Consider the following 11,890-nt stretch of genomic DNA (forward strand, 5'->3'; position numbering starts at 1 on the left):
ATGCGCTGGGTGGAAGGGGGCGTGTTCGCGATGGGGTCTGAGAATTTCTACCCCGAAGAAGCGCCGGTGCGGCCCGTGCGCGTCGATGGCTTCTGGATCGACGAGACTCCTGTCACCAATCGCGAATTCGCCCGCTTCGTCGACGCCACGAACCACAAGACGCTGGCTGAAATCGCGCCTGATCCCAAAGACTATCCGGGCATGCCGATCGACATGGCGCGGCCGGGATCTTTGCTGTTCCACCGTACGTCCGGGCCGGTTGACCTGCACGATCCCAGCCAGTGGTGGGACTTCGCGTTCGGCGTGGACTGGCGGCATCCGCATGGCCCGGACAGCAATCTGGACGGGCTGGAGGATCACCCCGTCGTGCATGTCGCATTAGAGGATGTGCGTGCCTATGCGAAATGGGCAGGCAAGTCGCTGCCGACCGAGGCCGAATGGGAATATGCGGCGCGCGGTGGGTTGGACGGGCAGGATTATGCCTGGGGCGATCAACTGGCGCCCGATGGAGCAATGCTGGCCAATTATTGGCAGGGCGCTTTTCCATTCGCGAATACTCTGGACGATGGATGGGAAAGGACTTCCCCCGTCCGCAGCTATCCGGCGAACGGTTTTGGCCTTTACGACATGATCGGCAATGTCTGGGAATGGACCATCGACTGGTATGCCCAGCCAAAGATTGAAAGCAAGGCGCGCGGTAGCTGCTGCATACCCGCAAATCCACGCGGTCCGACGCGGCGCGAGAGCATGGACGCAGTGAATGCGATCCCGCGAAAGGTCGTGAAAGGCGGTTCGCACCTTTGCGCATCCAATTACTGCCAGCGCTACCGCCCGGCGGCGAGACATGCGCAGGCAATCGATTCATCGACCAGCCATGTAGGTTTTCGCTGCGTGGTGCGGGCGAAAGGGGTGACGCCACCGACAACCTAACCGTCCGCGACGGGCTACAGGCTTTCGGCATCGCGGAGCTGGGCTATGTCCACCACTGCTATGCGGCGGCAGTCTTCGACCCCGCGGGAAAGGTGGCATGGCGCGATCAGCTTCGACCCTTTATAGTCGTTCAACCGCCAACTTCTCCATTCCAGCTGTCGACCGTCCACTTCCCCAATTTTTGTATACCCAAGTTTGCCGATTGGTCCGCCGGTTGCGCCGATCCTCCATGTCGGCTTTCCACACAACCGCGCGCTATGCCTCTGCGCGTACCGGAAATCCCGCTCCTGCCCGGCTTCGCATCCTCAACGGCCGTTGGGCCGCATCGCGAAGCTCCGATCGGAGCCGCTGTTGCCATTCCCTATCCGTTCGTCGCCGATGTCGGGCTGGGGGAAACATGGCTGTCCAAACAGTCTTGGGCTGTCAGCGACCTGACACAAGGCCATGAGTTTGTCAGCGGAGAACTCTTCAGCGGCTTTGGCTTTCCTCCCGGCGTTATGCTCCGACGCTTCGGACGCGAGTGACCAAGACGTCTCTCTTAATTTTTCACGGTCGGCAACTCCGACCAGTCTTCCGGGTTCATGTCGGGATATGTGCGGCCGGCTGCTGTGTCTCGTCGGCTCACCATCTCCACGATTGACAAGGAGCCGTCATGGCGAAGAAGTCTGCACCGTCGAAAGCCTCCTCGAAAGCATCTCCCAAATCGGCTGGGAAGCTGACACCCTCGGGTCTCGCGGGCGCCGATCTGGGTGGAGAGTCGCCACAAAAAGCGGCACCCGTCCCCGCTGACGCCGCCATCTCCCTCTCCTATGCCGAGAAACAGTCCGAAGGTGGCGAAACGCATCAGACTGCAGGGAGCGACGTAGCGACGCTCACCACGCAGCAGGGCATCCCGGTCGCAGATGACCAGAACAGTTTGAAGCAAGGAGCACGCGGGCCAACGCTGCTGGAAGACTTCCATTTCCGCGAGAAGATCTTCCATTTCGACCATGAGCGCATCCCCGAACGGGTCGTTCATGCGCGGGGCTACGGTGCGCACGGCTTCTTCGAACTGACCGACAGTCTGGCCGATGTCAGCCGGGCCGACATTTTCCAGCGCGTTGGAGAGCGTACGCCTGCCTTCGTCCGCTTTTCGACCGTCGCCGGTTCGAAGGGATCATTCGATCTCGCACGCGACGTGCGCGGCTTCGCGGTCAAGATCTACACGCAGGAGGGCAATTGGGACCTGGTGGGCAACAACATCCCTGTCTTTTTCATTCAGGATGCGATGAAATTCCCCGACCTGGTTCATGCGGCCAAGCCCGAGCCGGATCGCAACTTCCCTCAAGCGCAAACCGCTCATGACAATTTCTGGGACTTTATCAGCCTGACGCCCGAAAGTTTCCACATGATCATGTGGGCCATGTCGGATCGGGCAATTCCGCGGTCCTTCCGCACGATGGAGGGCTTTGGCGTTCATACTTTCCGGCTGCTCGATGCGGAGGGCCGGTCCACCTTCGTTAAATTCCATTGGAAGCCCAAGCAGGGCCTGCAGTCGGTGGTCTGGAACGAGGCGGTCAAGATCAATGGCGCTGACCCCGACTTTCATCGCCGCGACCTCTGGGACGCGATCAACGCCGGCGATTTTCCCGAATGGGAATTGGGCGTTCAACTGTTCGACGATGCCTTCGCCGACAGCTTCGACTTCGATATTCTCGACGCTACGAAAATCATACCGGAAGAACTGGTGCCCATCCGGGTGATCGGTCGGCTGGTGCTCGACCGGGTCGTCGACAATTTCTTTGCCGAGACGGAGCAAGTCGCTTTTTGCACTCAAAACGTCCCGCCCGGCATCGATTTTTCCAACGACCCGCTGCTGCAAGGACGCAACTTTTCCTATCTCGACACCCAGATCAAGCGTCTGGGCGGACCAAACTTCACGCATATTCCGATCAACGCGCCCAAATGCCCGATGGCCCATTTCCAGCAGGATGGCCACATGGCCATGCGTAATCCGAAGGGACGCGTGAACTATGAGCCCAACAGCTGGGGGCCCACACAAGGCGGGCCGCGCGAAAACCCAGTTCGTGGATTCAGCAGCTTTGCTGAAACTGCGGACGGCCCCAAGCAGCGCGCGCGATCGGAAAGTTTCGCCGACCATTACAGCCAGGCGCGGCAATTCTTTATCAGCCAGACCCCTGTCGAACAGAAACATATTGCCGATGCGCTCGTCTTCGAACTGTCCAAGGTCGAACGTCCCGACATTCGGTCGAGGACGGTGTCCCACCTGCTCAATGTCGACGAGACACTGGCGGTGAAGGTGTCCGATGGCCTTGGCCTGCCTCTGCCCGATCCGGCCGTGGCCGCACGCAAGCCTATCACGGACCTGCCGCCTTCCGACAAGCTCAGCATCGTCAAAAACGGTCCGGGTAGTTTTCGCGGTCGAAAGCTGGGCATCCTGCTGAGCGACGGAGCGGACGCAAAATTGCTCGAGGCGCTGATCGATGCAGTGGATGCAGAAGGCGCCATGTTCGAGATCATCGCCCCGAAGATCGGCGGGGTAACCCTGTCCGATGGGACGCGGGCAGCTGCCAAGCACAAGATTGACGGTGGGCCGTCGGTGCTGTTCGATGCAGTCGCCATCATCGTGTCCGCTGAGGGGGCAGCGCTGCTGTCGCTCGACGCGGCAGCCAAGGATTTCGTGACCGACGCTTTTGCCCATTGCAAATTCATAGGGATCAGCGCCGAGGCAGAGGCAATCTTCGCCAAGGCTGGCATCGCCAGCGATCTGGACGAGGCCTGTCTGCCGCTCGGCAAGACCGACGACGCCCGCACGTTCATCGCGGCGTGCCGCCCGCTTCGCTACTGGCCACGTGAACTAAATGTCGACCTTGACGCGAACCCATAGCCCAAAGCGCAGCCTGCACAGTCTTAGCGCTCAGCGCCCACTTTCACACGCCGTTATGCCGGGAAGGACGCAGAGTCAGGTGCAGGTTGAAGGCGTCACGTTTTCGCTATTATAAACTTGGGTAATATCGCGACTGTCACGAACATTAAAGGCTGAAAGCTCTGTAATATCGTGAAGTGGTAAAGAAACAATCGGCATCAAGCGCTTGTAGGTATAATGGATTTCCACCACCATCACAGCGGTTCCCGCAGCTGCCTTGATCTCCTCACCCGTCGGCCCCATGCCCGCAAAGCTCGTACCCGTAGCCCCCGTGCCTTGTGGCCCATAAGCGGAGTGATATGCATCGCCGCCAAAGCACCGTTGCCATTTGATGGTCTGACCACCATCGGGGTTGGTCTGCAGGCTGGAAAGCACGATCTTACCATTTTGGCCGAGGCCTAGTTCAGACGCCTGTAAGTCGGCACCGATAAAAACGTCATTAATTTCTGCCTCGCTGACCGGCTTGTTATTGATAGCGCTTTGAGAGCCCATGCGCGATGCATTGTCCGCCACCATTCCGGAGATTTCGCCTATCTTCTTGACCGTCAGAGCATAGTTGATGAGTTCAAGGCCTGAAGTGGCAAGTATCAGTAGCAAAGGAAACGCTATTGCAAACTCCGTCAAGGCTATTCCGTATTTACAACGGACCAGACCACCTAGTCGATGAGCGATCCCATCAATCACGCTTTGTGCCCGCGAGAGAAGAATATTCATCAACAAGATCCTCAACATTTTCCGATCAGCGGCTCTGCCTGCTTATCAAAGGGCTGGTTGTGCAATATGGTGCGAGAGGTCATACTGACCCTGGGGCTCCATCCCAAAAGTGTGGCCATCGGGAAAACGCGATCATATTGCAGGGTTACCGAATAGATGGTGACATCCTTGGCGCCGCCTTGACCCTGTACCCCGGAATCTGCATCCCTGACACCGTTGCGGTTGGCGTCGTCGAAGCCCTCATTGTTGTTGCAGATGCCGTCTCCATTAGAATCAATAAAGGATTCAACCCGGGATTGCGCTCGGCCATAGGATTTGAATGCGAGCCGTTCAAAACTGAGCATACCTCCGCTCACCAATTTCTTTACGGCCCCTTCAACGCCCGCATCCAGCAAGGCACGATTGGTGTCGGTGGCAGTCTCCAGTGCCGACGCTCGTCCCGCGGCCTGAACCTCTCCGCTCAAAACCGCTCGGGCATAAAAATAATAGCCCGCGTCAAACAGGAACATCAGGATAAGGACAAGGATCGGCGCGACAATGGCGAATTCGACCAGAGTGGCACCAGTCTCATCCAACGCCGCTGCTTTCCGACGCCCCTTGGCAAATTTCTTGCCTCCGCACATTATCGTGTGATCCGCAGAGAGGCGATCTGCGACGCAATTTGACTGAATGTCGCGTTGAGTTCCGCAGCATTATTTGCCTGATAAGACTTGCCCGGCGATCCGCAATCGCTGAGCAACTGCGTCAGGGTCGTTCCAAAGGCGATCACCCAGACAGTGATATTCTTTTGATCCTTCGCGATCGAGCAGAGTTCCAGAAGTCGGCTTTCCGTGAGCCCATTTTGTTCAGTATCGGTCGGGATGGATGCAGAAGCGGTGCGCCGTCTGGCTGTTGCAGACAAGCCCCACGCATCATAGGCACCAATATGCGTTTCGGTCTGGCCGTCGGTCATGAAGATAATGTGCCGCGCTATCTTGCCGGTCGCTTCGGCCGCCTGGTTTTCAGCGCTGAAGATGCCATCACGCGACATCAGGCGAAGACCCCACAACATGCCGATGTCATGATAGGTAAAACCAGCTGGCGACAGGGCGTTAAGATAGGTCGTCAGCGCAGACGAGGTTATCGAACCTAGCTTACGCGCCGGTGATGGACAGGCACCGTAAAAGCTTGTGTCGCCGGAAGGGGTATAATAATTTGCGTTAGTCAAAGTCGCAGCAGAGCCGCTCCAGACCCAGCCACTGGCCGCCGTCGCGCTGGTCGCGTTGCGTCCATAGACGATGCCTGGGATATAGGGCTTCCACTGGGTGTCGGGATTGGCAGCATCGGGGACCAGGTCCACGTCCATATCATTGCGCGGGACGGTGGAGCCCTCATTGGAACGACGCGTCGAGCGTTCTTCAATGCACGCATTTGCTGCGGTCCAGTTGATCGTACGGCTGGTGTTGTTGTTGGCGACGGTCGCAGTGAAGCTGCCGCCGGCCATCAGGCCGTTCGCAGCGTTGCCCTTAAGCGCGGCCGTCGAATATTGGACGGGCTGGTAGTACCAATTGTACACTGGCGTTGTTGTGGTGGTCGTTGTTGTCTGGCCAGCGTTGGGATTGTTTGTGACGGTTTCGGTAACCGTCTGGACATAGTTATTGTAGGTCGTGGCGGTTATGGTGCAGCCACTGGCGTTTGATGATGCCGAATAGGTCGTTCCATTCCGTGTCCGTGTCCGGGTCCGCGTCCGGGGCGAAGCTGTGGCGGAAGGGCTGTAGGCGGACCAGTTGCTGTAGACATTCGTATAGTTGGAATTGGCTGGTGCGGCGCAGCTCTCTGCCTGCCCTGGGGAAGTCGAAGTCGTGATGCTTCCGCTGTTAAATACCGTGCTGGAAGACGAATTCGTCGCCGGTTGCGTCGTGGTGGTGGTCACAGTATTGGTTGTCTGAGGCGCCGGTTGCCTGGAGTCATACCACGGATTGTCCTGGACCCACTCGCGCTTCAGCAACATGCCGACATTCACTGTCGACGAATATGGCACGAACCCATAGCGGATGGCGCTGCCGACGGGCTTCACCTGCTCCAGCAAGTTGTAGAAGTTCGTCACCGCGCTGCGCAGTCCGACGATCTTGCTTGAACTATCGCCGCTGTTTGTATCTAGCATCGACCGAGTTGTGTCGAGGACGAACATGACGTCCGTATTCGGCAATTGAAGATCCGCCGTACAGTTCGCCGTTATGGTTTTGTCTGGAATATTAAATAGCGACATCAAGGTCATCGGCACCACTACGGAAGCTGTGCCCGTGACAGCGCCTGTGGCGCTTGCAGAATAGACCCCCGTCGCCAAGCTGGTCCCATATTTGTGCGCTGGAAAGTTGACATTGAAGAACTTGACTGCAGTGTCTTCTGTACTGCCCGCGCCAGTCGTCCAAGTCAGACCCGTCATCGCCCGCCGTCCGGCAAGAGCGCCAGCATCGCAAGCTTGCTGAAGCCGAGTCTTCGTCAAGTAGAGACGGCTGATGTCTACTCCGCCTCCAATTAGGCCCGCTAAGGGGAAAAACGCCGCGGCAGTGATTGCCAGTGTGTTGCCCGCCTCATTCCGTCGAAAGCGTCTTAAAAAGGAATGTTGTTCTTCGAACAAAATTTTCCTCCCCGATTTTTATACTTTCTTTCAATTAGGAGGAGATCGTTAAGAACAAATTTCTGGAATTTTACGTTCTGATTGATCTAGATTTACTTTCTTCAAAAAAGATGTTGCTTAAGCAGCATCGTCGCGCCGCAATGGATCGTAAGATATAGGAGCATAGACGGTGCCCGGCCCTCCTCTGCAATCAGTTGCGTTCATATCCGGGCCCGTCGATACGACACGCAGGTTTGAGGACGACGTGATCGCAGAGAAGCAAGAGTACCTGCCGATCCATCTCCAATGCATCGCCTGTGGGTTCAGGATCGACGCGCTGGCTAAGATGACAACAGAGGGCTCGCCAGTCGCTATGCCACAGACAGATATAAGACGCCGCTGAAGTCTATGTCCCCGTTCCGAACGAATGGGGCATCCACGAAGATGACAACAAAGAATGGTAACCCCACGTTCTTGCTGAAGCGGGGACGGGGTGTTTGTGAGTTTGCAAACCGCCGCGTCGCGACGTCCGACGCTAGAGCAGCATGAGCATCTGGCCGAAGCCGCGTTCCGACCCTTCTTTGCCGTACAGGGATCCATTTTCGATCTCCAGGTCCGGAAGGGCAGCTATCCAATCTACGCACCTCAACGCTGGCCGACAGGCGACTGGCCGGCGCCGCGCTGGATGTTGGGATAGATGCCGTCGGCTTACGTCGGCTAACGACCAGATCCAATCGTTCCTGTCCGCGTTGGTAAACGTCCGATCCCGCCAAAGTGATCGATCATGCTGTCGAAGTGGACGATCGGCAAAGCGCCAGTTTGGTCATTTAGGTTGTACTGGACATGTAACGGTTTTGTGCCGGTCACTTGAGAGTTTAAAGCTCGTTCAAGGAGACCGACGAGATGATCAAACATAGCGAGGAGTTCAAGCAGGAGGCGGTACGGATTGCGCTGACCAGTGGGTTGCCGCGGGAGCGGGTCGCGTTGGATTTGGGGGTTGGCAAATCGACGCTGAACAAGTGGGTGTCGCAGTATCGGCCCAGTGATCTGGTTTCAGCGCCGCAAGCAGATCTGGCGCGCGAGAATGAACGGCTTCGCCTTGAGAACCGCGTGCTGCGGGAGGAGAGGCAAATCCTAAAAAAGGCCACGCAGTTCTTCGCGAGCCAAAGGCCGTGAAGTTCGCTTTCGTGCATAGCTGGCGGCATCGCTGGCCCGTTGCACTGCTCTGCCGTGTCATGCTTGTCAGTGAACGCGGCTATCGTTCCTGGCGCTCGCGCCCGATCAGTTGCCGGGGCCGGACGGACATGAAGGTGTTGGCTCATATCCGCGAACAATACAGGCTGAGCCTTGGCAGCTACGGCCGTCCTCGCATGACGATGGAGTTAAAAGAGGTGGGGCTCGATGTGGGTGAGCGCCTTATGACCCGAAGGGCGGCGTAGCCAACATCAACGGGATCAGGCCGGTCCGCACGCGCAAACACAAGGTTACGACAGACAGCCACCATCGCCTGGGTGTCGCGGCAAACTGGCTGGACGGCGATTTCGCCGCCGATGCGCCCAACCGTAAATGGGCCGGCGACATCACCTATATCTGGACGTCGGAGGGATGGCTCTACCTCGCTGTCATCCTCGATCTGCATAGCCGCCGCGTCGTGGGCTGGGCTGTCAGCGACAGGATGAAGAAGGATTTGGCGATCAGGGCACTGGATATGGCGGTACGCCTGCGCCAGCCACCAGAGGGCTGCCTTTTCCATTCGGATCGCGGCAGCCAATATTGTTCTTACGATTATCAGAAAAAGCTGCAGGCCTATGGCCTGCGTCCATCAATGAGCGGCAAGGGTAATTGTTACGACAATGCCTCCGTCGAGACGTTCTTCAAATCCCTGAAGGCGGAACTCATCTGGCGGCAGCGCTGGCCAACGCGACGGCAGGCAGAAGCTGCCATCTTCCAATACATCAACGGCTTCTACAACGCCCGTCGTCGCCATTCATATCTGGGCGGCATTAGCCCGCTCGCCTTCGAAGCCAAGGTGGCATAATGAGATAAGTGACAGGCACAAAACCGTTACATGTCCACGATCATGTCGATCGACCCATGTCGCCGAGCCATGCGGTGAAGCAGAAGCGGCGCTATCGCTATTATGGCTCCAGCATGGTGGCGGCGGTTGATGACACGACACTTAAGGCCGCGGCCCTGCGGCTGCCCGCGGTGGAACTGGAGCAGGCAGTGATCGAAGCAGCGACCACCCTTCTTGCCGATAACCGGACCGTCATGGCACTATCGCAAGTCGATGCGCAAAGCACACGCCGACGCATCGACACCGCTCAGGCGCTGGGGTCAGCAATGCGTATCGAACGGAAGAGCGAGGTTCGCCGGAAGCTCCAGTCCCTCGATTTTGCGATGGTGGTTCACTCTGACGGTATTAACGCATCGATCAGCCGACGCCGGCTTGTCGCACTGCTGGATGGCACAGCACCCGTTGCGGAAGATGATGGCGTCCGCATGCCGCTCATCATCAACACAGCGCCTGATCAGCGCGGGCGCAATCTCAAGCTCGTGCTGCGGACAGGCGGGGAACAAAAACCAAACGTCGATCCCGAACTGATCGCTCTCATCCGCAAAGCCGAAGCTGCTCGACAGCAGCTTTTCGGGCAAGCTTCCGTCACGAACGATCGGACGGCCGAACGGGTCGCGCGCCTGGCATTTCTCGCTCCCAACATCATCAGCGTCATCCTGGAAGGTCGACAACCGCCATCGCTGACGCCGCGGCGCCTTATGAAGCATGCTGCCATCCCGCTCGACTGGAACGGTCAGCGCAAGGCACTTGGGTTTGGTGGATAGGCCTATAATCTAAACCGTGTGCCACTCGGAAGGCCCCGTGAGACACGGGGCCTTTTTTGCGGTCCTGAGGTCTAAAATTGAGTCTCTGTGGCACCCGATTCGCTAGCGCGTCGGCAAAATGGCGCGGAACTGCGCCATTCTAAGGCCACGACAGGACCAGGCCTTTAAACGCCGCGCAAGGCGAGAATGCGTGGTGCACCCGACGGGATTCGAACCCATGGCCCTCAGATTAGGAATCTGATGCTCTATCCTGCTGAGCTACGGGTGCCCGGTGACGGCTCTATGCTGCGTCGCAGGCGCGGTCAATTCTTCGCTTCGGGCGGCACGACCGGAAACAGCAACGGAGCAACCTCCACGCCTTCCGATATCAGGGCGCGGGCTTCCTCGGGCGCCACTTCGCCGTGGATGCTTGCCCGGTCCTTCTCACCATAATGCATGGCGCGGGCATGTTCGGCAAAGCCCCTGCCGACCCAGGTCGAATCTTCCAGAACCTTTGACTGCGCCTGCGCCAGCGCCTGCATCATCTCACGCATCCGACCTTCGTCGCCCGCCATGGCCACCGGCGCGGTCGAGGTAGCAACCGGCGCTTCCGCCCGGCGGCTGTTTCCTTTGGCGGCGACAGCGGGCGCCATCAATGCCTTCGACACCTCCGCATCGCCGCACATGGGGCAGGCCAGCAGGCCGCGCGCCACCTGATCCTCATAGTCCGCGCTCGATCCGAACCAGGCTTCGAACACATGGCCGTGGGCGCCGCATTTGAGGTCGAAAACAATCACGAAATGGTCACGTCCGCTGGAAGGTTACGCCGGTTGGCAATCGCAGGCACGCGCCCGCGCACCTCCTCTACGCGCGACAGGTCGATCTCGGCAAGGGATAGTCCCGCCGCCTCTCCCATGTCGAGCAAGACCTCACCCCAAGGATCGATGACCAGACTATGTCCGTAAGTTTCCCGTCCGTCCTCGTGGCGGCCGGTCTGCGCGGCCGCTATCACGAAACATCCCGCCTCGATCGCACGGGCGCGCAGCAGGACATGCCAGTGCGCCTGCCCGGTCGGCACAGTAAAGGCGGCAGGCATCAGCAACATCGTGGCCCCCGCATTGGTCAAGGCGCGATAAAGGTCGGGAAAGCGCATGTCGTAACACACCGACAATCCCATCCTTGCCCAAGGCGTATCGACCGCCACCACCTCTTCCCCCGGCCGATAGACCGACGATTCCCGCCAGCTTTCCCCAGTTGCCAGATCGACATCGAACAGATGGATTTTGTCGTAACGCGCCCGAATGCCACCCTTGTCATCGATCATGAAGCTGCGGTTGACCCAGCGGCCATCGCCACCTTCTTCCTTGAGCGGCAAGGAACCAAGATGCACCCACAGGCCATGCCGAGCGGCCGCCTCGCGAACGGCGTTTAGCACCGGATCGTCAGCCTCACTGCGCAGGGTATCCGCAGCCCGCGCACGGTTCCGATCCAGATATCCCGCCATTTCCGGCGTGAACAGCATGTCCGCGCCCTGTTCGGCCGCGCGTCCCGCCATCTCGACGATGGCGGCCGCATTCGCGGAGGGATCAATCCCGCTCGTCATCTGGAAGATCGCGGCCCGCATGACGCTTATAGTCCCAGCAACGGGTTCAGCTTGCCCTGACGATCCAGCGCCGCCATGTCGTCGCTGCCGCCAATATGCCTGCCGTCGATGAATATCTGCGGCACCGTGGTCCCGCCATTGGCGCGATCCAACATTTCGCCGCGCTTCGGGCCGCCCATCGTGATGTCATATTCGTCAAAGGCCACGCCCTTGCCTTCCAGCAGCGCCTTTGCCCGCGCGCAATATCCGCACCATGCCTTTGTGTAGATTTCCACCTTCGCCATTCGATACTCCTTGC

9 protein-coding genes, 1 tRNA gene and 1 pseudogene are annotated in these 11,890 nt (G+C 58.6%); 4 read left to right on the forward strand and 7 right to left on the reverse strand.

What is annotated here, in order from left to right; all coding sequences use genetic code 11:
- Together ACZ5TH_RS07135 and katE are read left to right on the forward strand one after the other, a co-directional pair.
- The gene (locus ACZ5TH_RS07135; RefSeq protein WP_464795075.1) at positions 1 to 930 is read left to right on the forward strand and encodes a formylglycine-generating enzyme family protein; all 930 of its coding nucleotides are present in this window, start codon (positions 1 to 3) and stop codon (positions 928 to 930) included.
- 652 nt (positions 931 to 1,582) lie between these two features.
- The gene (gene katE / locus ACZ5TH_RS07140; protein ID WP_464793416.1) at positions 1,583 to 3,817 is read left to right on the forward strand and encodes a catalase; all 2,235 of its coding nucleotides are present in this window, start codon (positions 1,583 to 1,585) and stop codon (positions 3,815 to 3,817) included.
- A 75-nt stretch (positions 3,818 to 3,892) separates the two neighbouring features.
- Here the strand turns inward: katE and ACZ5TH_RS07145 are convergent, their stop codons facing one another.
- Genes ACZ5TH_RS07145 through ACZ5TH_RS07155 form a run of 3 tightly spaced genes read right to left on the reverse strand, consistent with a single transcriptional unit; the run spans position 3,893 to position 7,190 of the window.
- A complete protein-coding gene (locus ACZ5TH_RS07145) occupies positions 3,893 to 4,570 on the reverse strand; it encodes a TadE/TadG family type IV pilus assembly protein (protein WP_464793417.1) in 678 nt (225 codons plus the stop codon).
- An 11-nt stretch (positions 4,571 to 4,581) separates the two neighbouring features.
- Positions 4,582 to 5,193: a TadE/TadG family type IV pilus assembly protein gene (locus ACZ5TH_RS07150; protein ID WP_464793418.1), complete on the reverse strand. Its 612-nt coding sequence runs from the start codon at positions 5,191 to 5,193 to the stop codon at positions 4,582 to 4,584.
- Positions 5,193 to 7,190, reverse strand: coding sequence for a TadE/TadG family type IV pilus assembly protein (locus ACZ5TH_RS07155; RefSeq protein ID WP_464793419.1), 1,998 nt, complete (start codon positions 7,188 to 7,190; stop codon positions 5,193 to 5,195). Before ACZ5TH_RS07155 ends, ACZ5TH_RS07150 begins: the two co-directional genes overlap by 1 nt.
- Before the next feature lie 882 nt (positions 7,191 to 8,072).
- Here ACZ5TH_RS07155 and ACZ5TH_RS07160 point away from each other — a divergent pair.
- Together ACZ5TH_RS07160 and ACZ5TH_RS07165 are read left to right on the forward strand one after the other, a co-directional pair.
- Positions 8,073 to 9,207: pseudogene (locus ACZ5TH_RS07160) on the forward strand (IS3 family transposase).
- Between the two features lie 8 nt (positions 9,208 to 9,215).
- Positions 9,216 to 10,010 carry a hypothetical protein gene (locus tag ACZ5TH_RS07165; protein WP_464793420.1) on the forward strand — a complete coding sequence of 265 codons (795 nt, stop codon included), beginning with the start codon at positions 9,216 to 9,218 and terminating at the stop codon, positions 10,008 to 10,010.
- 191 nt (positions 10,011 to 10,201) lie between these two features.
- Here the strand turns inward: ACZ5TH_RS07165 and ACZ5TH_RS07170 are convergent.
- From ACZ5TH_RS07170 to grxC, 4 genes are all read right to left on the reverse strand, one after another.
- Positions 10,202 to 10,278: transfer RNA gene (locus tag ACZ5TH_RS07170), tRNA-Arg, on the reverse strand.
- 34 nt (positions 10,279 to 10,312) lie between these two features.
- On the reverse strand, positions 10,313 to 10,786 hold the full coding sequence (locus tag ACZ5TH_RS07175; RefSeq protein WP_464793421.1) for a DUF1178 family protein: 474 nt from the start codon (positions 10,784 to 10,786) through the stop codon (positions 10,313 to 10,315).
- Positions 10,783 to 11,613: a carbon-nitrogen hydrolase family protein gene (locus ACZ5TH_RS07180; RefSeq protein ID WP_464793422.1), complete on the reverse strand. Its 831-nt coding sequence runs from the start codon at positions 11,611 to 11,613 to the stop codon at positions 10,783 to 10,785. The genes ACZ5TH_RS07175 and ACZ5TH_RS07180 overlap by 4 nt, the downstream gene beginning before the upstream one ends.
- Before the next feature lie 5 nt (positions 11,614 to 11,618).
- Positions 11,619 to 11,876 carry a glutaredoxin 3 gene (gene grxC / locus ACZ5TH_RS07185; RefSeq protein ID WP_449473447.1) on the reverse strand — a complete coding sequence of 86 codons (258 nt, stop codon included), beginning with the start codon at positions 11,874 to 11,876 and terminating at the stop codon, positions 11,619 to 11,621.
- Between the last annotated feature and the right edge of the window lie 14 nt (positions 11,877 to 11,890).

The organism is Sphingobium sp. TomTYG73 (assembly GCF_055394245.1).

Excerpts from the sequence above, each read along its gene's own strand:
- ACZ5TH_RS07135 (WP_464795075.1), top strand. The coding sequence starts at position 1 with ATGCGCTGGGTGGAAGGGGGCGTGTTCGCGATGGGGTCTGAGAATTTC.
- katE (WP_464793416.1), top strand. The coding sequence starts at position 1,583 with ATGGCGAAGAAGTCTGCACCGTCGAAAGCCTCCTCGAAAGCATCTCCC.
- ACZ5TH_RS07145 (WP_464793417.1), bottom strand. The coding sequence starts at position 4,570 with ATGAATATTCTTCTCTCGCGGGCACAAAGCGTGATTGATGGGATCGCT.
- ACZ5TH_RS07150 (WP_464793418.1), bottom strand. The coding sequence starts at position 5,193 with ATGTGCGGAGGCAAGAAATTTGCCAAGGGGCGTCGGAAAGCAGCGGCG.
- ACZ5TH_RS07180 (WP_464793422.1), bottom strand. The coding sequence starts at position 11,613 with ATGCGGGCCGCGATCTTCCAGATGACGAGCGGGATTGATCCCTCCGCG.
- grxC (WP_449473447.1), bottom strand. The coding sequence starts at position 11,876 with ATGGCGAAGGTGGAAATCTACACAAAGGCATGGTGCGGATATTGCGCG.